The 26,094-nt window shown below is 50.2% G+C and carries 15 protein-coding genes and 1 other annotated feature; of the genes, 3 read left to right on the forward strand and 12 right to left on the reverse strand.

Translation table 11 applies throughout. The features are described 5' to 3' along the window. Positions 1–116: 116 nt before the first annotated feature. The 6 genes from ACFVU8_RS21950 to ACFVU8_RS21975 form a co-directional block, all read right to left on the reverse strand. Positions 117–1,925: an LTA synthase family protein gene (locus ACFVU8_RS21950; protein ID WP_387430205.1), complete on the reverse strand. Its 1,809-nt coding sequence runs from the start codon at positions 1,923–1,925 to the stop codon at positions 117–119. A 59-nt stretch (positions 1,926–1,984) separates the two neighbouring features. After that, the gene (locus ACFVU8_RS21955) at positions 1,985–3,391 is read right to left on the reverse strand and encodes an MATE family efflux transporter (protein WP_387430207.1); all 1,407 of its coding nucleotides are present in this window, start codon (positions 3,389–3,391) and stop codon (positions 1,985–1,987) included. A gap of 270 nt (positions 3,392–3,661) precedes the next feature. Beyond that, entirely contained in the window at positions 3,662–4,543 is an 882-nt protein-coding gene (gene pstA / locus ACFVU8_RS21960; RefSeq protein WP_379470211.1) for a phosphate ABC transporter permease PstA, read from the reverse strand. Next, entirely contained in the window at positions 4,540–5,487 is a 948-nt protein-coding gene (pstC, locus tag ACFVU8_RS21965; protein WP_175370318.1) for a phosphate ABC transporter permease subunit PstC, read from the reverse strand. Before pstC ends, pstA begins: the two co-directional genes overlap by 4 nt. Before the next feature lie 87 nt (positions 5,488–5,574). Beyond that, on the reverse strand, positions 5,575–6,432 hold the full coding sequence (locus ACFVU8_RS21970) for a phosphate ABC transporter substrate-binding protein (RefSeq protein ID WP_175370319.1): 858 nt from the start codon (positions 6,430–6,432) through the stop codon (positions 5,575–5,577). Between the two features lie 68 nt (positions 6,433–6,500). Beyond that, complete coding sequence (locus ACFVU8_RS21975) at positions 6,501–7,937, reverse strand: TolB family protein (protein WP_175370320.1); 1,437 nt, start codon at positions 7,935–7,937, stop codon at positions 6,501–6,503. 450 nt (positions 7,938–8,387) lie between these two features. Here ACFVU8_RS21975 and ACFVU8_RS21980 point away from each other — a divergent pair, with 450 nt between their 5' ends. Beyond that, complete coding sequence (locus ACFVU8_RS21980; RefSeq protein ID WP_379470214.1) at positions 8,388–9,464, forward strand: hypothetical protein; 1,077 nt, start codon at positions 8,388–8,390, stop codon at positions 9,462–9,464. A 102-nt stretch (positions 9,465–9,566) separates the two neighbouring features. On the opposite strand, the gene ACFVU8_RS21985 is transcribed toward ACFVU8_RS21980, so the two are convergent. Then, the gene (locus ACFVU8_RS21985) at positions 9,567–10,016 is read right to left on the reverse strand and encodes a putative iron-sulfur cluster-binding metallochaperone (RefSeq protein ID WP_387430209.1); all 450 of its coding nucleotides are present in this window, start codon (positions 10,014–10,016) and stop codon (positions 9,567–9,569) included. A gap of 206 nt (positions 10,017–10,222) precedes the next feature. On the opposite strand from ACFVU8_RS21985, the gene ACFVU8_RS21990 reads away from it, so the two are divergent. Further along, complete coding sequence (locus tag ACFVU8_RS21990) at positions 10,223–13,591, forward strand: DEAD/DEAH box helicase (RefSeq protein WP_387430211.1); 3,369 nt, start codon at positions 10,223–10,225, stop codon at positions 13,589–13,591. 92 nt (positions 13,592–13,683) lie between these two features. Here ACFVU8_RS21990 and ACFVU8_RS21995 read toward each other — a convergent pair whose 3' ends face one another. Both ACFVU8_RS21995 and ACFVU8_RS22000 read right to left on the reverse strand, forming a co-directional pair. Continuing rightward, positions 13,684–14,793: a glycosyltransferase gene (locus ACFVU8_RS21995; protein WP_387430213.1), complete on the reverse strand. Its 1,110-nt coding sequence runs from the start codon at positions 14,791–14,793 to the stop codon at positions 13,684–13,686. A 99-nt stretch (positions 14,794–14,892) separates the two neighbouring features. Next, a complete protein-coding gene (locus ACFVU8_RS22000) occupies positions 14,893–18,783 on the reverse strand; it encodes a hypothetical protein (RefSeq protein ID WP_387430215.1) in 3,891 nt (1,296 codons plus the stop codon). Between the two features lie 230 nt (positions 18,784–19,013). Continuing rightward, positions 19,014–19,234: a binding site (T-box leader), on the forward strand. 45 nt (positions 19,235–19,279) lie between these two features. On the opposite strand from ACFVU8_RS22000, the gene ACFVU8_RS22005 reads away from it, so the two are divergent. Next, positions 19,280–21,154 (forward strand): arginine--tRNA ligase, encoded by a 1,875-nt coding sequence (locus ACFVU8_RS22005; protein WP_387430217.1) that lies wholly within the window; start codon positions 19,280–19,282, stop codon positions 21,152–21,154. 650 nt (positions 21,155–21,804) lie between these two features. Here the strand turns inward: ACFVU8_RS22005 and ACFVU8_RS22010 are convergent. From ACFVU8_RS22010 to cydD, 3 genes are read right to left on the reverse strand one after another with little or no spacing between them, the layout of a single operon-like run. Beyond that, positions 21,805–22,554, reverse strand: coding sequence for a response regulator transcription factor (locus ACFVU8_RS22010; RefSeq protein ID WP_379469203.1), 750 nt, complete (start codon positions 22,552–22,554; stop codon positions 21,805–21,807). A gap of 31 nt (positions 22,555–22,585) precedes the next feature. Continuing rightward, positions 22,586–24,313: a thiol reductant ABC exporter subunit CydC gene (gene cydC / locus ACFVU8_RS22015; RefSeq protein ID WP_387430219.1), complete on the reverse strand. Its 1,728-nt coding sequence runs from the start codon at positions 24,311–24,313 to the stop codon at positions 22,586–22,588. Continuing rightward, a complete protein-coding gene (cydD, locus tag ACFVU8_RS22020) occupies positions 24,310–26,085 on the reverse strand; it encodes a thiol reductant ABC exporter subunit CydD (RefSeq protein WP_387430221.1) in 1,776 nt (591 codons plus the stop codon). Before cydD ends, cydC begins: the two co-directional genes overlap by 4 nt. Positions 26,086–26,094 lie beyond the last annotated feature (9 nt).

The raw sequence follows: 26,094 nt of genomic DNA on the forward strand, positions 1-26,094 counted from the left end.
GCCTTCCTTTACGGAAGGCTTTTTTGCGTTCTCATTCAGAAAACCGACAAAAAATGCCCGGGTTGCCCCGGGCATTACCAGTAGATCTGCTATTGTAGCAACGTTGTACTAACCGCTTAAAACAGCAGGTCTTGTGAGTAATTCTCACCTTCCAGAATATCGTACTCCACAAGCCGATAATCCTCTAAAAGCGCCTTCTGCTTCTCATTCAAATCCTTAATAGGATCGGAAGAACCGATGAGCACACTTTTACTCAGGCCCGGAATCTCTGCCTGCACCTCTCGCAGAAGCTTATAGAATACCGGCATCTCCTGACCCGACAACTGAAATACCGTGGGCCCGATGAACGCTGGGCTCATCGTCCCCGCCGATTCTTTTCCAATATCAAAATTAGCCAAATAGATTAGCTTCGTCTCATGCTTCAACCTCGGATCGTTGTCCCATCCCGCCTGGGTGTAAATATCAGCCGACAGCGCCGGCAGGTGATCGCCCCAGAAAGCAACGATTGTCGGACGCTGGATTGTCTTTAGCTCCTTGGCCAGATAAGCCACCGCCTCATCCGTCAGCTTCGTGTCATGGACATAAGTCTCCAGTTCGTCCTTCCAAGCCGGCTGTGTGCCGCCTACACTAATGGTATTCTCTCCATTTAATCCTTTAATAAAGGGAAAGTGATTCTGCATGGTTACAAGATGCAGGAAGGTCGGCTGCTTGGCTGCCTTCAACTTATCCACGGCCTCCTGAACGGCAGACATATCGGAAATATAGCCGTTTGGCGTGATCCGCTCTGAGTTCTCCATTTCCTTCTCACTGGTGAATTCGTCGAAGCCCAGGATCGGATAGACCCGGTTTCGATTATAGAAGGTATCGTCAAAAGGGTGAACGGCAAGCGCCTGATAGCCTCTGTCCTTGAGTATGCTAACAATGGAAGGCATCCCTGACATTTTGACAATCTTCTGTTGATAGGGAATCGAGCCGTCTTTAAGAAAATACATCGACAGGCCGGTCAGCGCCTCAAATTCGACATTGGCTGTGTTCCCGCCAAACTCTGGCGAGAGCAGGTAACCGGACGGTGTGTTCTGCCCCTCCTGATGAATGTACGCCAGCGGATCTTCACTGAAGGTAAAGCCCGGCAAACGGGTCACATCAAAGAACGCTTCGTCCATCATGTACATGATGTTAGGGCGCTCCGCCAGCGCAGCAGTCTTATCTTTATCAGCCGGTAAGGCACCATATTTCTTAGCAATCCGGGCAATAGACTCCTGACTGTAGTCATCCGGCTTCTCGATCAGCTTTTGCTTGAGATTGCCCGTGAAGGCAAACACAAAACCGTTCTGGCTATAATTGACCTTCTGGTTCCAGTAAATATTCTGGTACTGAATAGAGGTCGCCAGTGCATGCTGACCACTAACCATCCAGATAAATCCGGCGATCATAGCAGCGGAGAGAACCGTGAAGGCTGCGCGCAGTGAGAAGCGAATCTTCACTTTAGGCAGCTTCCAGATTAAATAAACTGCTACGACTAGCAGGACGACTGCCAGTACCACCGCGAGCGGGGAGATCATCCCTGATGTGATTTTGCTCATCTCACGAGCGTTTTTAAGCTGCATTAAGTCCCAGGGGAACAGCGGCTCCCCAGTCGTGGACAGCTTCTTGTAATCCGCTATGCCAATCAGGAGGCAACCTGCGAACGCCAGTAGCGTTCCGGCATAAATATTAGGGATGATTACAGCAAAGCAGAGCAAAACAAAGAAAAAGAATAAGCTACCAAATATATAAAGCCAGTAATATTGAGAAATCCAGGCCAAAGCACTGCCGGGATTCATTCCGAGCGAAGCGGTCTGCATGAAGAAATTAAGCAGAAATCCGCCGAGCAGAAGCAGTAAAAGTAGCATATTCAGTCCTTTGGAAGACGTAAAACGGCGCATACATATCCTCCTCTATCTTTTCTAAACGAACAGTATACGCCATTTTGATTAAATAAACCTTAAATTTGCAACTGCGCTTCTGTGACGGGGACTTCTCCACTCTTCCGCAGAACGCCGAATTCCTTGCGAACCATCCACGCCGTCCACAGTACGACAATGGCATCAATCGCCAGCGTCCCCCAATACACCCCGGAAACTCCCATGATTCTTGGCAGCACAAGCATCACCGGAACGTAGAACACGAGCTGTCTGGCAATCCCGATGATCGCTGCCGGTTTTCCTTTATCAATAGACGGGAAGAAGGTCATCGCCATAAAAATCATCGACAATAGCGGCAGGACCGCCATGTTGATTCGGAAATACATCAGCTCCGGCCCGCTAAAGGTCTGATCAGGTAGCATAAGCCCCAGAATCATCTGCGGATTCCACATGGCGATTATCCAGAATGGCAGGGTCAGCACCATGGAAGCTAATGTGAATATTTTGTAGGATTGAATGACTCGCTCGTATTTCTCAGCCCCGAAGTTAATTCCAATGACCGGCTGGAGCGCACGCATAAGACCGAAGATCGGTGTGAGTAAGAACGTGAACACCCGGAAAACAACTCCGTAGAAGGCCACATCGGCAATGGTACCGTATTTGGACAGAGCATTGAACACAATTACAGCCTGTACCAGGTTCATAAAATTCATAATGAAGGAGGACATGCCCAGATTGAAAATGGATTTTAGCGTGGCTCTATCCCGATAAATCGCAAAGGCTTTGGTCTTGAAAGAAGACCATCCTCTGCCGAAATAAATCCAGCCCAGCAGTGTATAGACGAACATACCGATATTGGTTGCCCAGGCGGCACCCTCCACCCCAAGCTGCAGGACGGCCACCAGCAAATAATTGCATAGAACATCCGCCACCAAGCCAATGCCCATCACTACTGCCGCAGATTTCATCTTGCCCTCAGCTCTGACAATCATATTCGCGGCCAAACCGTAGATCCAGAAGAAAGACCCCCAGACGGTAATTCTGAAGTAGCTGTTACCCAGCGTCAGCGTTTGCCCCTCTCCCCCCATAATTGACACCAATTGGGTAGAAAATAATAGGCCCAGCACCATGTAGACTACGGTCACAATGACCGTCAGGTAATTCACATTACCCATCAATCGCTGCTGGGTGTGCTGATCCTGCCTTCCAATGGCAATGCTCAGCGCCGCACCCGCCCCAACTCCGATCAGGGAGCCTAACCCCAGGCTGATCTGAGTCAATGGGTAAGCTACGGAAACACCAGCTAAGGCTGTCTCGCCTACATAGCGGCCCACAAATACAGCGGCGATCACCGCGTTTAACCCGTACAACACCATGGCGATGATAGCTGGCCAGGAGAGCCGGTACATTATTTTCCACAGATTCTCGTTCAAGATTAGAAGCTTCTGCTTCTCTTTCCCATCTGTGGTTTGTTGTATCGTTGACATAGAAGGAAACCTCTTTCTTTAAAAGGATAGAAATCGTGATTCTGAGCCAGACTTAAAGCCCTTCTCGACTTCTATATAAGTTTAGAAGGTAAAGAGTGCCCTTCACTACCCGTAGACGGAGTCTTATAACCCGAAAAAGGATTATTGTATCTCTACTAAAGCGCAACGCAAAAAGCCGCCCCCAGGCAGTATGAAAACTACCGGAGACAGCTTTAGATTGAGGTAATAAGTTATAGCACTATTGAATAGAAGTCTTCACTTCAACTGGGATCAGCGTCCCTGACGGCGGTTGTTCAGCCACAGCGGGAAGCGGAAGGCCAGGTTGATGAGCAGGACGACAATAACCAGCACAGCTGCTGACCGGTCAGCAATCTGACGTGCATCCTCGACGATCGCTTCGGATTGGACGTACCACAAGTGCACCGCTAGCGTCTCGCCCGGCGAGAACAGGTTAAAGTCCCACATTTCGCCCGAGGTACTCAGACCGGCAGTCAGGATAATAACCGCAGACTCCCCGAAGGCACGACCGGCAACGAGACAGATACCTGTCACGATAGACCGCAGAGCAACCGGGAGCACGACCGTACGAATGACATGGTATTTGGTCATACCCAGTGCATAGCCCGCTTCACGGATATCGCCAGGAACGGCACGTACCGCTTCTTCTGTAACACGAGCCAGCATCGGCAAGTTCAACAGCGCCAAGCTGACGCCCCCGCCCAAAATCGTAAGTCCAATACCGAAGTATTCAGCGAAGATCGCTAGACCGAGCATACCGAATACAATGGAAGGAACCGAGGACAAGGCTTCTACACAAATCCGCAATCCACCGGTAAACTTGTTATCCGGCGCGTATTCTGCCATGTAAATCCCTGCACCCAGTCCAATTGGAACCGAGATGATAAGTGAGATGAACAGAATATAGAAAGAGTTGAATAGTACAGGACCAATACCGCCGCCAACATCCATTTCCTCTGGCTGCTTAATCAGGAAGTCCAGACTCAGGGATGGCAAGCCTTTGCTCATAATCGAGATCAGCAGCCAGAAGATCAGCAACAGAATCAAGCCGCCCAGCGCATAAAATCCGTATGTAGCCAATTTATCGCGCCGCTGAGCCCGCGCCGTATGGCGTGTCCGTGTGAAGCTGGTCATGCTGCATCCCTCCGCTTTCTTCCGAGAATCCGAATGATCAGAATCAGCACGAACGAGATCACGAGCAGCAAGAAGGCCATCATGTGCAGCGCATAGTTCCAGGTCGAGTCAAATTCCACATTAGAAATTTGCATTACGATGTTACTTGTCAGCACCGATGAAGGTGTGAACAGTGTTTTGGCCAATTGGGCCGTATTCCCGATAACCATAACCACAGCCATTGTCTCACCAACAGCACGGGTCATCCCGAGAATGACCGCAGAAATAATCCCCCGGCCTGCCGCAGGCAGGACTACGCGCATGATCACTTGCAGACGGGTAGAGCCGAGAGCATAAGCTGCATCACGGTATTTGCGCGGCACAGCCACAATGGCATCATCGCTGATCCGGCAAATGGTTGGTAGCACCATCAAAGACAGGACAAGTGCCGCGGCCAGTATTCCGTCACCGAGACCCTGACCACTAACGTCACGCAGGAAGGGAAGCAATACGGTAAGGCCCAGATATCCATAAACAATGGAAGGAATCCCAACCAGCAGGTCAAGCACTGGGCGAATAAAGGTCTTCAGCCAGTTCGGGGCGATCTCGGCAATAAGCACCGCCATCCCTACCGAAACGGGAACTGCGATGACCATCGTAAGCGCAGTTAGCGAAAGTGTATTCACAATAAAAGCGGCTGCCCCGAAAGCATCCTCTTCCGGACTCCAATTAAAAGAGAAGAAGAAGTCAGCCAATGAGACCTGGCCGAACATTAGCATCGCCGTTTTGCCGATAAATAAGATAACCATGCCCAGTACAAAGCAAAGCGCCAGAATACTGAACAAAAAATAATACCGGAATATTGAATTGCTTAGCAAATGCCTGCCATGACGTTTTGCATTAGCGCTGACCTTAACTGAGCTTTGTTTCAGCCTGGATTCCAGGTTGTGGACTGGTGCCCCCATACGTTCCCTCCTGTAAGCGGCCAGCCCCCGCTGATTCTCCAGGAGCTGGCCGCTGTTACCGTTCAATATAATCTTTGGATATTACTATTATTTCATCGAAGCGATTGGAATAAATTTAAGCTTTTTCAGGGAACCTTGTTGGAACTTCTTGCTTTGTACGTAATCGATGAATTCTTTAGTTGCGCCAGTAGGTTGACCTTTAGTCATGAAGTAACCGTAAGCCCAAATCTTGTAAGAGCCATTGATTACGTTATCTGTAGTAGCTTCAACGCCGTTGAATTTAACAGCCTTCACATCGCCACTTACATACACCAAGTCAATGTAACCGATAGCGTTAGGAGTAGTTGCTACTGCTGTTTTCATGTCACCGCTGGAACCTGTTTCTTTGTAGTTCTTTTCTTTCTTCACGATGTCGCCACCAGCCAAAGCTTTAGCTTGATAGTTAACGCGTGTACCGGAACCGAACGCACGAGTGATTACAACGATATCAGCATCCGAACCGCCAACTTCTTTCCAGTTCGTGATTTTACCGGAGAAAATACCTTTAAGTTGATCAGTAGTCAGGTTGTCTACACCGACATTTTTGTTAACGATTGTAGCAAATGGGATAACTGCTACTTTGTTAGCTACTTGGCCGTCAAAAGCTTTGAAGCCTGGAACGTCAATGCTGGCATCCCAGTCGCAAGCGCCGATGTCAGCGATGCCTTTTTTTACAGCTTGCGGTCCAGTAACGGAACCTTTACCGGAAGCAGCGATTTTCACTTTAGGGTGCAGTTTTTGGAATTCCTTAGCTGCTTGCAGCGTTAGTGGAAGCAATGCTGTGGAACCATTAACCGTAATTTTACCGGAAAGATTGCTGGCTGCAGAAGCAATTCCTGCAAAAGCTGTTGTTACAGCAAGAACTGCTGTAAGTGCAGTTACTGTGAATTTTTTAAAAACTTTCATGAATTATTTCTCCTCTCGGCTACTCGCCGTTAAATTAGTAAGGACTATGAAGTGCAAGCGAATTAATATTATTTAGTCAGTTCGAGAGCCTTGCCACCTTTGATGACAACCACTTTACCATCGCTGATGATTGCCAGCTTGCTGCCATCTTTAGATACAGCCACTTCAGATACATCTTCTGTGGAACGGTACAATTCAGTTTTCGCTCCGCTAGCATTGATAGAGTACACCACTGTAGCGCCATCAGCTGTCGTACCGGATACCACCAGACCATCGTTCACACTGCTTACCCATGTAGGTTCAACATCAAGAGCGATGTTCGTACTAGTTCCGTCTGCTTTCACACTCTTCAGTGTGTTCGCAGCCTTACCGTCAGCATCTGCACTCAGGTAAGCTACATTGCCATCAGCAAGAATTTCAGGGTACAGCTTGTTGTCTGCGGAAGTAGTAAGTGCAACAGGCTTAGCGTCTTTCACAGTCAGATCCAGCTTATACAGCTGCTCTCCCGCTTTGCTGAAGTCTACTGTAAGAGAATCTTCTGTGCTGTCAGCGTCATTCTTGGCTACACCAGTCAGGTTAACGATGTACGCAACACTCTTCTCGTCAGCAGACACGCGCAGCTCGGATTTGTTCTCGACTTTATCAGCAAGCACAGTAGCTACAGTTCCCGATTCCACGGAGATTGAAGCAATCTTCTCCTGCTTGTCCCCTTGGATAAAGTAAATTTTCTTACCGTCTTTAGACCAGATCAGATCAGTCTTTACACTGTTGTCTGTACCCAGTGCTTTAATGGCTCCACTGTTCAGGTCGATCAGACGAAGTTGGCCAGTCTCATCATTGAAAGCGCCCCAACGTTGATCTGCGGATACAGCGAAATCTACTGCGCTGTCATCGGTAGAGAACAATTGGTAGTTACCTTGATCCCCACCAAACTTAAGAAGTTGAGTAGTCTCGGCATCACTATGGTTAGCGATAACGGTACCGTCTGCTGCCCAGTGAAGTGTATCGAATAGACCTTCAGGACGAGCAAAGCTTAGGATAGAAGTACTTTCAGCATCCAGCTCACCGCCCAAGGATACAACAAGCTTGGTCAATTCTACATAAGTGCTGTTCTTGTATGTTACAGGCGCAATGGTGAATGATTGTGCTTCACCATCTACTTGGAAGCTCTTGGAGCCTGGTTTGATTTGAAGGGTATGTAGGCCTTTGCTGTCGTTCAGCTCAATGCCGCTTGCGCTAGCTGCTACGTGAGCTCCGATCTCGCCGGCTACTTGGCTAAGTGCATAAAGTTTATAGCCGCCGCTGTCAATAGTATTGAATGTCACTGGCGTGCCGTTTACAGTCCATGTAGCGGTACCTTCCTTGACTTTTACCGGCCCGGAGACTGCTGCACTTACTGTTCCTGTCTTACTACCACCTGCACTGGCAGCTAATGCGCTCCCTGCCCCTGCGGTTACTAGAAGTGCCGAAGCCAAGGTTGCGCTTATCCATTTACTGTTTTTCAATTAGATTCACCCTTTTCCTATAGGTAACTGCTAATGTTATTTTCGTCTACAATTGTCAATGGCGTTGCAGAGGAATGTTTTGGAATTATTAATTTGGGCATATTTTGGTAGTTTTTTGTTAAGAGAGTGTAAAAACCCGCAAAATGAGTCTATTAGTCCCGTTTCATTAGTGGATATAGCTTATAAAAAATAGACCACAGCGCCTTCCGCTGGGTCTATTTGCACAGTAATAGTTACTGGAGAGCCCTCCCTTTTACCTGGAGATTGCTGCTGTCAACAATTCGGGAAGTATACTCTGGCGCTGAGGCGCTAATGAACATCATGATCTGCGGTCAGTTCCCCATAGAATTATGTCGAACCGGCAGGAATTTACTGGAGTCCCACCGAATGTATAGAACGCTAAGCCGTCAGACACCGGTTAAAGCATAATACATTGGGGGAAGAAAATTTATGAAAAGATTGGTCGTAATCCTAACTGCCCTACTGCTCGTTGTCGGGCTGGGCAGCCCTGCGGGAACAGGGAAAGCCGCTGCGGCTGCGGCACCAGCTTATAACGAAATCTCTACGTTTGTGGACGGCAAGCTGATTATCTCAACTGCCAAATCGGTCTTGGTCAATTCATCAGCATATGTACCTGTAAAGCTACTGGATCAAATTCCGGGAATCAGCATGACCAAGACAGCTACAGGCATCAGTGTGAGCGGCGCCAAAGGTGCCACTACACTAAACAAGGACAACTCCGTCCTGTACAACAATTCCAACTATGTTGCTTTCAAGACATTGCTGAACATCGGCGCGATTGATGGCAAGTACGCCTCCAGCGCCTACTCACTGTTCATCTGGAGCGGGGATGAAGGCAAGGCGAAGAGCAATGCCACACTGACAGCGCTCAGCAAGCTTCCAAGAAACTTTGGCAGCGTTGTAGGCAAGAAGGTCTATGTCTACGGTTTTCCAGGTACGCATTGGATTACTGACGTCCAGTATGATGGAAGCTCCTCGATTGAGTATTCAATGCTCAAGGACGATGGCACAGCATGGACCCTTGATCAAGACATCTATGACGAGGCTATGATGTATACAGTGGAGTACCTGCAATACTTGAAAAAGACCTTTAATGGCACAGTGGCTTGGGTGCGGAATTCCCAGATCGAGGATAGCCCGTTCAAAAATATGGAGAAGGTCACGATAAAGAGCGTTCAGGCGGACAATGAAACTGGCGATGTTGACGTTGTCCTGCGCCGGGCCAGTGGTGAAGAAATCACCATTACTTTGGCGCCTGTAGGGGATCAAATCGGTAATATCAGCAGCACTTTCCTCTATAAAAGTCCTCGTACACTAACTAATAGCAGTGATAAAATGTGGGCAGCTATTGTTGCTGAAAAGGTAGTTGTCGGTATGACTTTCGATGAAGTTTACTTCTCATGGGGCGATCCAGACCGGACTAATGAATCTCTTGGATTGGTAGTATATGGTAATGTCTACCTGTACTTCTATAATGGAAAATTAAAGTCTATTTCTGAGTTATAGAGAACGTACTAAAATAGCGGAGATTCGGCAGTAAAGCCGGAACTCCGCTTTTTTTTGCGTAGCTCTTCTCGTAAAAATTATTGCTCATAAAGCTGACCATAACTACCGTTTGTCAAGACTTCGAATGAATGTAGTGACATTACCTAAACAACAGGCTCCTTGCGGGTTATTAACCTCACACCCACAACGATTAGCTTGAACTTGTTCTCGTATATGTACAATTGGATTCTGATTTACTTGAACAGCTGTTATTAAGCGTTCTCTAGTCCACCCAAAGCAGTAACAAACAGGCACATCCAACGCCTCGTCCTTTTGGAACACCGAGACTTTGATCATATCTTTGCCAAAGGTCTGCTCGTTACTAAAATAGACAACTTCGCAAAACGGATTAGTGCAAAAAGCGTAAGCCGATTCAGGGTGAATGGTTTCTAACGCTTTTGGTTGAAGCAACGCTTTGAGCGTAATCAATTGAATACCTTTGCCTTTTTGGTGACAAGCAGGGCATTGAGTAGGTGTTGTTGTTTTGGTGGATGATTGACAACAGCTATCCATTTTCCATCTCTCCTTATGCAGTTTTGAATATACCAACAAGTGTAGATCTCCGCTGATATGCGTTAATGTGCTGGATATGACAAACGCTCTTTTTGACATTATAGCATACGCCAATCCTTTGAATGCGCACGCTTGTTCTGTTAATATAGGACTAGATTTGTAACGGAACGTGAACAAACTGAGGTACAGAAGAAAGGAACAAAAGCATGGGATACAGTGTACCGGAACGGGTAATCCAGCTGCTGTGCGGCAAGTCCGTTCTAGAAGAAGGAGCCATCCTCTTCCATAGCAACAAGGTTCAATTAACCTGGGAAGAACAACAAGAGGATCGCGGCGGAATCGTCAGCCGGACAGCGTATGAGGCCATCGTACAGGGGCATCTCAGCTATGACGTCAAGGTTGCCGTGGACAGTGATGGAGACGTCAGGGCGGAGTGCAGTTGTCCGGCCTATTCACACGGCGGGCCTTTCTGCAAGCATATCGCTGCCGCACTGATTCATATCCACGATCTGGCGCATGCTGGTCATTCGGATCAGCGTTCCGGGGGCTCTGCCCTGCATCAGCAAAGGCAGTCGGATAGGGAAGACAGCAGGCTGACACCGCGCAATCTTCATCATTCCTCAGGAAGCCCTGCACAAGACAATCAATTGGTTAAAAGCATGCTGGACATGTTCGGGAATTCGCGCCTGCGCCCCCGCCCCAGCGGCGAGGGGAGCTATGTGGACACCAGAGATACGCTCGTTGTGGAATGGATAGTGAGACCCATGCTCTCTGGCTACGGCAGCGCTGAAATGCTGGGTATCGAGCTGAAGATAGGACCCAGGCGTTTATATATTGTGCAGAAGATCAGAACCTTCCTGGAAGCCGTTCATCGCGGGAAGAATTTTGAATTCTCGCGGCATTTTATTTATAATCCCTCGCAATACAGCTTTGTTCAAAAGGATAATGAGGTTATCCAGAAGCTCCTCCAGATCGTGCAAAGTGAGAAGGTCTACCGCGAGAGCATGGGGATTAATTCGCACTATGGGAATAGATCTAACGGGGAGCGGGAGCGGCTACTGCCTATTCCGCCTTATTTCTGGAAGGAACTGCAACCCTTGCTGGCATCGGCATCATCGGTCTACCTCCAGCAAGAGGATAGTCTATACGAAGGCGTGAATCTTTCGCAGGAAGCACCTCCACTGATGTTTCAACTGGATCAGGCGGGTAGCGGCGGCTACCGTCTGGAGGTTCAGGGACTGGACAACATCACGGTGTTGGAGGATTACAATTTGGTGCTATCCGCAGGCAGGCTGCTGGAACTACCCTCTCAAGAGTGCGGACGGCTCGCCGGGATCAAACGAATGCTTGGCGCTTCCCGCCAAGGTAGCCTAGGCATTGCGCCAGAGCAGATCGAGTCATTCATGGACAAGGTTATTCCTGGTCTCTTGAAGCTGGGTACAGTCACGGTCGCCGACTCCATCTCGGACAGAATTCTCCATAGCCCATTAAAAGCCCGGCTCTATCTGGATCGGATCAGGGACCGGCTGCTCGCCGGTCTGGAGTTCCAGTACGGGGATATCGTCCTGAATCCGCTGGAAGAACAGCGCAGCCGCGGGACAGACCTTATCCTTATGCGGGACGGCGAACGGGAAGCCCAGATCATGGAGCTGATGGAGAAAGCAGCTTTCGTCAGAACGGAGAGCAGCTTTCTCATGAGCAACGAAGATGACGAATTCGATTTTTTGCACCATACAGTTCCACTATTGGAGGATTTGCTGGATGTCTATGCAACCACCGCTGTTAAAGGGCGACTGCTTACAGGCAATCCACCTCCTAAGGTCAGCGTCCGCTGGAATGAAAAAACGGACTGGCTGGATTTCAAGTTCGATATGGGTGGCATTCCTGACGATGAGATCGCCACCCTTCTGAAGGCACTTCAAGAAAAGCGCCGGTATTACCGTCTTCCGGACGGGGCCTTGTTGCCACTGGACACCGAGGAGCTTCAGGAAATTATCACTTTTATGAACGAAGTGGGGATCAAGACTGGAGAGATTCAAGGCAAGGAGTTCTCGTTGCCTCTTCTTCAGGGGCTGCATCTCGGTTCAACCAATCATAAAGGTGATGCGGTCAAGCTCGACAAAAGCTTCCGCAAGCTGCTGGCCAATCTGCAAAATCCAGACAATCTGGATTTCCCGGTACCGGACAGCCTCATTCCTGTGCTGAGGGATTATCAGCAGCTCGGGTTCCAGTGGCTCAAGACACTGGCCCATTACCGATTCGGTGGTATTCTGGCCGATGATATGGGGCTTGGCAAAACACTGCAAAGCATCGCCTTCCTGCTCTCTGAACTGCCGGACATCAGGGACGGAGGACGTCCGGCGCTGATCGTCGCCCCCGCCTCACTAATCTACAACTGGCACAACGAGTTGAAGAAATTTGCACCGGAGATAAAGTCGGTCATCGCAGATGGCAGCCTGACGGAACGCAACCGTACGCTTAAGAACACTGCCGGAGCAGATGTGATCATCACTTCCTACCCGCTGCTGCGTAGGGATGTGAAGCTGTACAGCGGGCGATCCTTTCATACACTGATTCTCGACGAAGCACAATTCATCAAGAATGAAGTCACCCAGACGGCCCGGGCGGTTAGAAGTCTGGAGGCCCGCTATCGCTTCGCTTTGACTGGAACGCCTGTAGAAAATGCGCTGGAAGATCTATGGTCTATCTTTGGCGCTGTTTTTCCTGGATTATTCCCGGGGAATAAGAAGACTTTCCATGATTTGCCGAGAGAAGCAGTTGCTAAGCGGGTAAGACCATTCCTGCTGCGTCGCCTGAAGCGTGATGTATTGAAGGAACTGCCGGACAAGATTGAGTCTGTACAAGCATCCGAGCTGCTGCCAGACCAGAAGAAGCTGTATGTGGCTTACCTTGCCCGACTGCAAAAAGAAGCACTCAAGCATCTGGACAGCGACGGCTTCGGCGGATTTGGGGAACACCGGATCAAAATTCTGGCTGGACTGACACGACTTCGTCAGCTCTGCTGCCACCCTTCTCTGTTTATCGAGGGCTATCAAGGCAGCTCCGGCAAGTTCGAACAACTGCTTGAAATCATCGATGAATGCCGCAGCTCCGGTAAACGAATGCTAGTCTTCTCACAGTTCACAAGTATGCTGGATCTGATCGGTCGTGAGCTTGGGGTGCAAGGCATTCCCTATTTCTATCTCGATGGCCAAACGCCACCTGCCCAGCGGACCCAGCTATGCCGCCGCTTCAACGAAGGGGAAGGAGACCTGTTCCTGATCTCGCTAAAAGCAGGCGGCACCGGACTGAACCTGACCGGAGCGGATACAGTCATCCTCTATGATCTCTGGTGGAACCCCGCTGTAGAGCAGCAGGCCGCCGACCGTGCTCACCGCATCGGGCAGAAGAATGTAGTACAGGTAATCCGGCTCGTTGCTCAAGGTACCGTAGAGGACAAGATGTACGAATTGCAGCAAAAGAAGAAGAATTTGATCAATGAAGTCATTAAGCCCGGACAAGAGAGCTTGTCCGCACTAACTGAACAGGATATCCGGGAAATTCTGCGGATTTGATGCAATATTAATCAACAGGACAGCCTGTCAGATAAAAGAAGAGAGAATTGACAATCCCCCTACGGCGATTACCCCGTCGAGGGATTGTCATTTTATTTTTCATTTCCAATACCAGTTCCCGTGCTATAAGCAGGACCCAGAAGTGTCTTAAAATACTTTCGGTTATAGCGCATGCTTGGATGGGACGGGGCATATTTTAAGGCCAACTCATTATGTGTATTCGCCTGCAGGTGCTCCCCTATCCGGTCATAGCACAGACAGAGCTGCAGATGCGGCAGCCAGGTTGAATAAGCCCGGTTGGTGAAGCCCATATTCTCTGCTTGCTCTGGCAGTTCGACCGCCTGTTGGTACCAGTAAATAGCTTCCTTGCATTGGTTTTTTTCTAGGAAAAAAGCACCGATCCGGCAGCAGAATTCCGCACGGGGAGCGTCGTACTGCAAAGTTTTGCAGAGCGCCTGGAACTCTTTTTCCTTATCACCCAATTGTCCATAACACTCAGCTAATTTGAGGCAGGCCTGAATGTTGTCCTCGACCCATCCCTCTGCTGTATTCAGAAACTTGTTATAGTACTCCACAGCTTCCTGATGCAAGCTATGATCGCGAAGCTCATTGGCGTAATAATACAAGTCGCGAGGGGAGAATTGTTCTCCCTGTTCTGCTCTTTTGCGATAAATGCGCAGATTGCGGTCCGTATGCTCTTTATCCTTTTGATGCGTGATGCACACTTCGCTGTGATGAATGTTCCCGCCGACCGCAAGGTATTCATGCACGGGTCCAATCCACTGAAAGTTGCTGTCCCGCCTAACCAGCCGGTTGCGCCGCAAGCTCGAGGTCACATTCCCATCTCGGTCAAACGCCAAATTATAGGGCATGGTTACGCTGTGAAAATGGGGGAGCAACGTCTTTTTTAGCTCTTTAAAAAGAGTCTGATCCTTTTTGGAAATCGTATCATCGGCATCCAACCACAGAATATATTCTTGCGTCGCCTGCTTGAAAGCATAGTTTCTTGCTGCAGCAAAGTGGTCAATCCATTCAAAATCATAAATCTTGGCTCCGAAACTTTGTGCTACTTCCTTTGTCTTGTCCGTGGAACCTGTATCCACAATAATAATCTCATCGGCGATTCCCTTAATCGTTGAAAGACAGCGGAAGAGTCCCTCCTCCTCATTACGCACGATCATGCATAGACTTATTGAAACCATAGATATCTCCTTTCTTGAATGGTGCATAGGGACAAAAACAAGCAGGGGCTTGTAACAAGCCCTTGCTTGTTTAAGATTTTGAACCGAACCAGATGAAGATTAGCTGATAGCGACACCGGCACTCGCGTAACCGGCAACCGTAGTGGCCACATCAAGCCCTGCCGTTACCGATGAGGAGAAGACCAGGATCAAACGGTCTCCCTGATTGACCGGAATCGAAAGGCCAGTAGTTGTTCCGCTGCTGATGGTGCCGAGTGCCAAAACACCTGTGAGCGCAGGAGCCAGTGTTACAACTGCTCCTGGCACTGCTGTAAAGCTATTGTTAGGCGCTGTCGAACGGAACAGTCGGGCAGTAATAGTGAGCGTGCTGCCTAACAAGCTTAGCGCAGCTGTTGTACTGAAGAAAGCAGCCATTGAGGTAATGGTACCCGCACGTGGAACGGAGAACGCTTCGTTGACCAAGAGCCCTGCACCGCCGGTAAGATCAATCGTACCACCGGCAATCGTCAGACCTATGGAGTTCGTACCAAAGCCAATCAAGCTCGAGGTGTTCAGCAGACCACCCAGTACTGTAGTCAACGTAGTTGGAAGGCCTGAAGCATAAGGAATGATCGCACTGGAACCTGCGGTTCCTGTGGCACCAGTGGCTCCGGTGTCACCTGTTGCACCTGTGGCTCCGGTCGCACCCGTTGCTCCTGTTGCTCCGGTTGCACCCGTTGCTCCAGTTGCTCCTGTTGCTCCTGTTGCTCCTGTTGCTCCTGTTGCTCCAGTTGCACCAGTCACTCCAGCTGCTCCTGTCGCACCTGTGTCACCTGTTGCACCAGTCACTCCAGCTGCTCCTGTTGCTCCTGTTGCTCCTGTTGCTCCTGTTGCTCCTGTTGCTCCTGTCACACCTGCGTCACCTGTTGCACCAGTCACTCCAGCCGCGCCTGTTGCTCCTGTCGCACCTGCGTCACCTGTTGCACCGGTCGCTCCAGCTGCTCCTGTTGCTCCTGTCGCACCTGCGTCACCTGTTGCACCAGTCACTCCAGCTGCTCCTGTTGCTCCTGTCGCACCTGCGTCACCTGTTGCACCGGTCGCTCCTGCTGCTCCTGTTGCTCCTGTCGCACCTGTGTCACCTGTTGCTCCGGTCACTCCAGCTGCTCCTGTTGCTCCTGTCGCACCTGCGTCACCTGTTGCACCAGTCACTCCTGCTGCTCCTGTTGCTCCTGTCGCACCTGCGTCACCTGTTGCACCGGTCGCTCCTGCTGCTCCTGTCGCACCTGCGTCACCTGTTGCTCCTGTCGCACCTGTGTCACCTGTTGCACCAGTCACTCCAGCTGCTCCTGTTGCTCCAGTCGCACCTGTGTCACCCGTTGCACCTGTCACTCCAGCCGCTCCCGTTGCACCAGTCGCTCCAGCTGCTCCCGTTGCTCCTGTCGCACCAGTATCACCTGTTGCTCCTGTCGCACCTGTGTCACCCGTTGCTCCTGTCACTCCAGCCGCTCCTGTTGCTCCTGTCGCACCTGCGTCACCTGTTGCACCAGTCACTCCAGCTGCTCCTGTTGCTCCTGTCACACCTGCGTCACCTGTTGCACCAGTCACTCCAGCCGCGCCTGTTGCTCCTGTCGCACCTGCGTCACCTGTTGCACCGGTCGCTCCAGCTGCTCCTGTTGCTCCTGTCGCACCTGCGTCACCTGTTGCACCAGTCACTCCAGCTGCTCCTGTTGCTCCGGTCGCACCTGCGTCACCTGTTGCACCGGTCGCTCCTGCTGCTCCTGTTGCTCCTGTCGCACCTGTGTCACCTGTTGCTCCGGTCACTCCAGCTGCTCCTGTTGCTCCTGTCGCACCTGCGTCACCTGTTGCACCAGTCACTCCAGCCGCTCCTGTCGCACCTGTGTCACCCGTTGCACCTGTCACTCCAGCTGCTCCTGTTGCTCCTGTCACTCCAGCTGCTCCTGTTGCTCCTGTCGCACCTGCGTCACCTGTTGCACCAGTCACTCCAGCCGCTCCCGTTGCACCAGTCGCACCTGCGTCACCTGTTGCACCGGTCGCTCCTGCTGCTCCTGTCGCACCTGCGTCACCTGTTGCTCCTGTCGCACCTGCGTCACCTGTTGCTCCTGTCGCACCTGTGTCACCTGTTGCTCCTGTCACTCCAGCTGCTCCTGTTGCTCCTGTCGCACCTGCGTCACCTGTTGCTCCTGTCACTCCAGCTGCTCCCGTTGCTCCTGTCGCACCTGCGTCACCTGTTGCTCCTGTCACTCCAGCTGCTCCCGTTGCTCCTGTCGCACCTGCGTCACCTGTTGCACCAGTCGCTCCAGCTGCTCCTGTCGCACCTGCGTCACCTGTTGCACCAGTCACTCCAGCCGCTCCTGTTGCTCCTGTCGCACCTGTGTCACCCGTTGCACCTGTCACTCCAGCCGCTCCCGTTGCACCAGTCGCACCTGCGTCACCTGTTGCACCGGTCACTCCAGCCGCTCCTGTTGCTCCTGTCGCACCTGCGTCACCTGTTGCACCAGTCACTCCAGCCGCTCCTGTTGCTCCTGTCGCACCTGCGTCACCTGTGGCTCCAGTCACTCCAGCCGCTCCTGTTGCTCCTGTTGCACCTGCGTCACCTGTTGCACCAGTCACTCCAGCCGCTCCTGTTGCTCCTGTCGCACCTGCGTCACCTGTGGCTCCAGTTGCTCCTGTCGCACCTGCGTCACCTGTTGCACCAGTCACTCCAGCCGCTCCTGTTGCTCCTGTCGCACCTGCGTCACCTGTGGCTCCAGTTGCTCCTGTTGCTCCTGTAGCACCTGCGTCACCTGTGGCTCCAGTCACTCCAGTCGCTCCTGTCGCGCCTGCGTCACCTGTTGCACCGGTCGCTCCCGCTGCTCCAGTTGCTCCTGTCGCACCTGTGTCACCTGTCGCTCCTGTTGGACCTGTCGCACCAGCGTCACCTGTCGCTCCTGTTGCTCCTGTCGCACCTGCGTCACCTGTTGCTCCAGTCGCTCCAGCTGCTCCTGTTGCTCCTGTCGCACCTGCGTCACCTGTTGCACCGGTCGCTCCAGCTGCTCCCGTGGCTCCTGTCGCACCTGCGTCACCTGTTGCACCGGTCACCCCAGCCGCGCCAGTTGCTCCTGTCGCACCTGCGTCACCTGTTGCACCAGTCACTCCAGCCGCTCCCGTTGCACCAGTCGCACCTGCGTCACCTGTTGCACCAGTCACTCCAGCCGCGCCAGTTGCTCCTGTCGCACCTGCGTCACCTGTGGCTCCAGTTGCTCCTGTCGCACCAGTGTCACCTGTCGCTCCTGTTGGACCTGTCCCACCAGTGTCTCCTGTCGCTCCTGTTGGACCTGTCGCACCAGCGTCACCTGTCGCTCCTGTTGGACCTGTCCCACCAGTGTCTCCTGTCGCTCCTGTTGGACCTGTTGGACCTGTCCCACCAGTGTCTCCTGCCGCTCCAGTTGCTCCTGTCGCTCCTGCGTCACCTGTGGCTCCAGTTGCTCCTGTCGCACCTACGTCACCTGTAGCTCCTGTTGCTCCTGTCGCACCAGTGTCACCTGTGGCTCCTGTTACTCCGGTTGCTCCAGGTGCTCCTTGTGCTCCCGTTGCACCAGTTTCACCTGTCGCACCTGTCGCACCAGTTTCACCGGTTATACCATATGGCTCTCTCAATAATTCAGAGGAGACAAGACGGTGTGCGGTTACTAGTTGCCCTTCGGCATCAACACCCCATACCGAGATTTGGACAGGATCGTCGTCCGGCGGATCAGCCGGTGTTTCAAAAAGAAACTCGAAACCGTCAAAGTCAGCAAAATATTCTCTTGTAATGACCTGGTTCGGGGATACCGACAGTACTTCACAGACATACTCCGTTCTTACTCCGTTCAGATAATAACCGTAAATCTCAACGGAAGCGGTAGTCTCTGAACTGCGGTTATCGATTTTAACAATAACGTGTTGAGTCGGTCTTACTCCGCTCACCGGCGATACCGCATTCTCTATCGGCCCTGTGGATAAAAAGCTCATTGCATCAACTCCTTTTAATATAGATTTAGTAGCTGCGACACTATCATTATCACTAGCATTTATAAATCAGTGCCTCAACATAGTAATATTCGATATTGTTACTGTCGGTGTGGACGTACATAACAATGCTTTCTGATATAGAGAAAGATTTAATTTCAGGGCCGTTAATAAGAAAAGGAGAATGACTATTGCTTTCTTGGGAAATTTGGGTATACTTAGACAAATTAATATGACAATCGATGATCGGGAGAGTAATTATGGGATTCCAGCCCTCAGCGAGCCGGGTAAGTGAAAGCCGGTGCGGAACTTATAATGAAGCGCACCCGTGAGATGGACTTCTGAACATAACAGTAGGAAGTCCCGGCAGAAGGCCGTTAACCTGTGAGGTGGCTGGACCGAAGGTCCGGCAACAAGAGTGGTACCGCGAGCGCTAACAGCCCTCGTCTCTTTTTTAGAGACGAGGGCTGTTTTTTTATATCTAAAAGGAGGAGTTTTCATGTTAAGTAGCATCATCAGAGAAAGCTTGAATCAAAGTGTACATAGTGTATGCGATACGCTGGGTGTGGCCTACTCCAGTGGTCCCATCCCTATCCAACAGCCTGCCAGTTTGGAGCATGGCGATTATTCCACCAGCATTGCCCTGCAGTTAGCCAAAACTTTGCGCAAGGCGCCTATGGTCATTGCTGAACTTATTGCAGCTGAACTTGAGCAGCACGGTAACACCGCAGGTTTGTTCAGCAAAGTGGAGGTTGCCGCTCCCGGTTTTATTAATCTATCGATTCACTGGCCGGAATGGGCGAAGCATTCGTTCGAACTGCCGACGTCATCAGGAGAGAAAGTAGTGGTCGAGCATACTTCCATTAATCCCAATAAGGCCGCACATATCGGCCATCTCCGCAACTCCTGTATCGGGGATACCTTGGTGCGCATACTGAGAAGAACAGGGAAACAGGTCGAGGTCCATAACTATGTAGATGATCTTGGTAACCAGCTCGCCGATACGGTGGTAGGATTACAGAACATTCCGCTGGAAGGGGATTATGTCCGCTTCGGGGATTATTGTTGGGATGTCTATTCTCAAGTGAACAAAGCGTATGCTCTTGAGCCTGAGATGATAGCAAAACGGTCAGACACCCTGCATGCCTTGGAAGAAGGTCGGGGAAATACAGCCTGGCTGGGTAATCTCGTCGCCGAGCGGATCGTGCGGGAGCATGTAGAAGAGATGAAAGGCTTCGGCATTGAGTATGATCTGCTCGTCTGGGAAAGCAGCATTGTCAGAGAAGGTTTCTGGGCAGCTGCATTTGACCGGCTGTCACAGACTCCGGCTTTTGTTCAAGAAACTGAAGGCAAGCTTGCAGGATGTTGGGTGCTTAAGCAGAACAGCGGAGAGACGCCAACGGGAGACGCAGAGAGTGACGAATACCATGCTGACAAAGTACTGGTGCGCTCCAACGGAATTTTAACCTATACCGCTAAAGATATTGCCTATCATCTGTGGAAATTCGGACTATTGGAAAAAGACTTCTCCTACAGCGAATTTTCCGCTGGTTTATGGACGACGGGCATGACTGGCCACACCCTGCCTTATGGCAAAGCAGATGCCGTCATCAATGTCATAGATAACCGGCAGGAATATCCTCAGCAGATGGTGAAGCAGGCGCTGCAGGTGCTCGGCTACAACGAGCAGGCCGATAAGTTACATCATGTAAGCTATGGCGTAGTTTCACTAAGCCCGGCTTCCGCAGCCGAACTGGGTATTGATGTCTCTGACGGCAAAAGCTCTTATGCCATGTCGGGCCGTCAAGGCATTGGCGTGAAGGTTGCAGACCTGATCACCCTCATGGAGGATACGATCCAGAAGAGCCGTTCCGATAAAAGCGGGCTGTCCAGCCGTATCATAGCTCATGCCGCCATCCGGTATTACCTGCTGCGCTTTAATCTTGGCACCGAGATTGTCTTCGACTTCAGGCAGGCTACTGAAATATCCGGCAATACCGGCGTTTATCTGATGTACACCTTTGCCCGGGCAGGAAGTGTGCTTAGCAAAGCTGAAGCGGCTGGGATGCTGCCAGAACCGGGAGTTCCAGTTCCATTCCCGAGCTCACCAGAAGCTGCGGAAGCAGCATTACTGAGACATCTGAGCGCTTGGATGGATACCCTCCAAGAGGCTGGACAGGGTCTAGCGCCGAACCTGATCTGTACCTATGCCCACACCCTGGCTACCCTGTTCAATAACTTCTATTCGCTCTGCCCGATCCTGAAGGGAGAAGCAGACAGCATGAGATTCCGGGTCTGGCTAACCGGCAAGTTCCAGACCACACTGGGCGATGCCCTGAACGTGTTGGGTCTTCCCGCGCCAAACCGGATGTAGAAAGTTCAAAGGTTAGAAACAGAATAGTCCTTCCAGCAATAACCTGAAAAAGTCTCTGGGGCGTTAGTATAACGTGACCACAGAGACTTTTTTAACTTACTATATTAAGAGAAACTAAGATTCAAACAGAAGATCGGGCGTTATTCTAAGATACTGTTAATTATTCCGGTTTCCATGCAGTAGCTGATGAAGTTAGGCTTTAGGACGCAAACCTCTTCTCCCTTTACCAGTCGTCTTAACAATGAAAAATGTTCTACTTCCCAATTTAAGCGCATTTTCGTACCTTATTTTTCTTAAATATAGGCGAAAGAAGAAAATAAGGGCATTTTTGTAGCTTATTATTCGAAAAAGCATCCTGAACGGGGTATTCTGGAAGATTTAAGGTACAATATTGCACTTAATTCCCACTAAGCCTGAGTTGCAGAGTATTTAAGGTACAAAAATGCCGTTAATTACACTCTACGAATAACTTCTAGACTTTGTTTGTTATTTTAATGCGTTCTATATATTCTAACCAGAATCTGATAATACATATGCTTGGCTGTTCGCCGTAGAATTAGAAATAAATGCTGAGCCAGCAGTTTTTCCGCACCGCGTGCGCCTCCCGGCGCGCGGTGCGTGGCCCAAGGTGGTGGTCAACCTCCAGCTGCTCAAGACAAAGATTGCTCAGGACAGCGGAACATATAACCGAGTCCCCATAAGGTCTGAATGAACTCAATTCCTTCCGGGTAATGGAAAGTCAGCTTTTCACGCAATCGCTTGATATGGGTATCGACTGTGCGCCTATCGTATATATCCTTCGCGGGCGACTTCCATACTTCTCTCAGCAATTCTTCTCTAGAGAACACTTTTTCCGGATTGGTAACTAGAAGATACAGCAGGTCGTACTCCTTGCGCGTCAAGTGAATTTCATTTCCTTGTACCCGTATACGGCGGGCACTGGGCTCTATCCGAATTCCCGCAATCAAAATTTCCCCACTTGATGAATCATTAACTTGAGAAATGCAGGCTCCGGTCATGCGACCAACAATACTTTGGATACGTAATAGAACCTCTCTTGGACTAAACGGCTTGACGACATAATCATCAGCGCCCGCCTGAAAGCCCTCAATGCGGTCTCCTTCTTCGGCGCGTGCAGACAAAATAACAACAGGAACGTCCCCGCTATGTTTAACGTATCTGCAGATTTCCAGCCCGCTGATATCCGGCAGCTCGCAATCCAGCACGATCAAATCGAAATTTCCATGCACATAATATTTTCGAATCGCTTGAACACCGCTATCAGCTTCCTCCACAATGAAGCTCTCTTTCTCGAGATAGTTTCTCAGCAATGTCCGTACCCGATTATCTCCATCTATTAACAGAATTCTTTTATTCAAAAAATGAGTCAGGTCATTCACCTCCGAAGCTCTTCATCGACACAGCGAAACTTTATGCCCGATCTTCTCCAACCATCTGCCGCTCAATTCCCTTCATCTCATAGAAGTAACCTTTTTGCTCCATCAGCTCTGAGTAGGAACCTCTTTCTACAATCCTCCCCTGATCCACCACTACGATTTGATCCATTTGGTCCAGACCGATAAGACGATGGCAAATCAACAGAAGGGTATCTTCAGCCGCCTGCTCATAAATATGCCCGAAAACACGCTGTTCTGTGACATAATCCAGAGACGAAGTAGGTTCATCCAATATCCACAGTTTTCCTTTCCGAAGCATTACTCGTGCAATAGCCAAACGCTGTTTCTCTCCGTCGGACAAGTTCTCACCATTCTCGTATACCACATCATTTAACGATTTATTTGGAAGCCCGGCCTTACCCAGAGTCTCAGTCAACACTTCATCAGAATAATCTTCGCCTTGGAGCAGCAGGTTCTCTCTAATGGTTCCCCGGAAAAAATGATTATGTTGTAAAACTACATTTGCTGCGGCCCAAATGCTGGTTTCGTTCAGATCTTCGAGCAACATATCATTTATCCTGATTTCCCCTTCAGTTGGTTTACGCAGCCCCAGCAGCAGATCAACAATCGTTGATTTTCCGGAGCCGCTCGGCCCGACAATTGCCGTCTTGGAGCCTGGCGGAAGTTCCAGCGAAATATTCTTTAACGCAGGACGCCATTCCCCTTCATATTGAAACGCAACATCTGATAGCTTAACCGAGACACCTTGTTGAACAGAGAGCATTCCACCTGAAGGTGAAGATTCCTCATTAGCGGCCTTAACCGTTTCAGTAAGCCGATTGGCAGCATGTTCACTATCCTGCTTGTATGCAGGCAGTGTAGCCATTGCCGCAGCTTCTTCAAATACGGTGAGTGAAGCCATGACCAGCATGGCAAGAAACACGCCAGCCAGTTGACCCTTCATAATCAGACTAGCACCAAGCACCAGTACGCCCCAGGAAATTAAAAACGTAACAAAGGTATGCAGGGATTGGCCTAGGAGCAAATGACCCGCTTCTCGCCGTTGCCCGGCCGCTAAATCTGCTGAAATATCCTGAAGCTGTTGTTCCCGCTGCTTCAATTGACCATATACTTTTAATTCACGAAAACCATACAGAACCTCGGTAAACTCTGTTGACAGTGCTGCTCTCTGCCCGCGCACATGACCCACTATTTTTCGCTGGCCGATTAGAACTATGGCAGGAACAACAAAGGCTATGACGAGCATCCCAAGCACGAATAACGCTGCAATCCAGATGGAGAATACCGATGTAAACAGGATCGTTGCCAAAAAAACCATCACGACAATAACCGGCGGATAGGCAACACGTAAAAAATAAAACTGTAGGCTCTCCACATCCCCAACGATCTGGGCAAGCAGGTCTCCGCTGCGCTTTTTATTCAATACACCTGGTGTTAAGGGAATAAGCTTGGCAAAAAAGGTTGTCCGCAACCGGCTTAGCATGGAGAATGTCGCGCGATGGGAATACAGGCGCTCTCCATAACGGCTCCCCGCACGGAGCAAACCCAGCATTTTAACCAGCGAGGTCAATACAATCAAGGTATACAGGGGCGGCATGAATACAGTCTGGGAGATCAGATAGCCGCTTGTAGAAAAAAGAAACACTCCGGCAATGCCTGCAATAAATCCGCCGAGAATGGCAATAACAATATCTTTTCGCTCCTGTATCATCGCTTTGGACAGAATAGCCAGATCGTTCATGCCAATCCCCCTTCTCTTTGAACATGGATCATCTCGGCATACTGAGGTAGAGTCTTCAGAAGCTCGTCATGCCGGCCCGAACCTACTAATACGCCATTATCCATAAATAGAATGTTGTCAGCATGCTGTATGGTATATAGCCGATGCGCCACCGTGATCATTGTCGCCCTTTGGGCCAGTGTACTTAAGGACTTTTGCAGAATACGCTCCGTGTACAGATCCAAACCAACTGTCGGTTCATCGAACAGGATCAGAGACGGCCGCTTCAGAAAGGCACGCGCCAGAGCCAGACGCTGCTGCTCACCCCCGGACAATCCTCTCCCGCCTTCACCAACCAAGGTATCATAGCCATGCTCCAACTGGGCGGCGAGGTCAGCAAGCCCAGCCTCTGATGCTGCCTGCTCGATTTCTGCTCTGGTCACATTCCGGCCCGTACCTATGGCAATATTCTCAGCGAGTGTACCGGCAAAAATATACGGGTGCTGCGTAATATAGCTCATTCGTTCGAACCACTCGGATTCTGCAAATTGCGAATTCAGATTACCGTTCACCAGAACCTCACCGGAATCTGGTCTGAGTAGGCCGGCAATAAGATGAAGCAGAGTCGTTTTACCTGAGCCGCTTTTGCCCACAATCGCCACGTTCTGGCCTTGTCCAATCGTTATAGATGGTGTGTGAAGTTCAAACGAATCGGGAAGATAGCGGAAAGTAACGTTATCCAGTTTGATGGATGGAGGCATGACAATGGTATCCAAATGGAATTCAGCATTCCTTGTTCCTTCCTCTTCTTCTTTCGGTCCCTGACTTTCTCCATTCGTTTCAACTATCATCTGTTCAACCTTCCGGATCGCGCCCATGCTTGTGCGTCCGCTATGAAAGGCTGTTCCTGTATTTTTGAAAAGACTATAGTATTCAGGAACAAGAAGCAGGATCAAAAAGGCTGTATGAAAAGTAATCGATTTATAAATAAGCAATTGGATAGCCAGCTCCAGGGCAACAATACCAATGCTTAGCATCACGATGGTCTCCAGCATAAATGTGTTCGTAAACGCAATTCTCAAAATACTCATCGTCGCATCCCGGTACCCCATACTGCTGCGTTCAATTTCTTGCTGCTGGCGCCGGGCCTGCCCGAATATTTTCAACGTCACCAGTCCTCGAACCGCGTTGAGAAACGTACCTGAGAACTCGGCGAGCTGGGCATATTTCTCCTCAGATTTATTCTTGGTCTTTAGTCCCGCCAGAATCATGAATAGAGGGATAAAAGGCGCTGTGCACAACATGATAAAGCCGGAATTGGCATGCTGGGTAAACACAACTATTAAAATAAGCACCGGAATCATAGAAACTTCGATCATACGGGGCATATATTGGCTGAAATAGCTGTCAGCCTCATCCACGGCATCCAGTGCAATACTCACCTTCTCCCCTGCTTGTCCACGAATAGCAGAAGGAATGGAGGCGTGAATCATATTCTGCAGCAGCGCTGCCCGCATATTTCTTTTCGCGGTAGCAGCCATGTTCAATCCGATCCTTCCGTTTCCATAGGATAAAAGACTCCGTGCAGCCATAACAGCCAACAGCATTCCTAGCAGAGCAACCACTGATGAAAGTGTTTCTCCTTGGACAAAGATCCGTTGAACGGCATTCGCTAACAGTGCAGCCTGGCCCACAATAGCTATCCCAAGCCCTAGAGAGAGAACTGCGAGGATAGCGAGGCGATTCCTTTGCACAGACATTTGCTGAGATATCAGACTTGTTTTCCTCTTCACGTTCCTTCC

The sequence above is a fragment of the Paenibacillus sp. NPDC058177 genome (assembly GCF_042883835.1).
Taxonomy (GTDB): Bacteria; Bacillota; Bacilli; order Paenibacillales; family Paenibacillaceae; genus Paenibacillus_AQ; species Paenibacillus_AQ agri.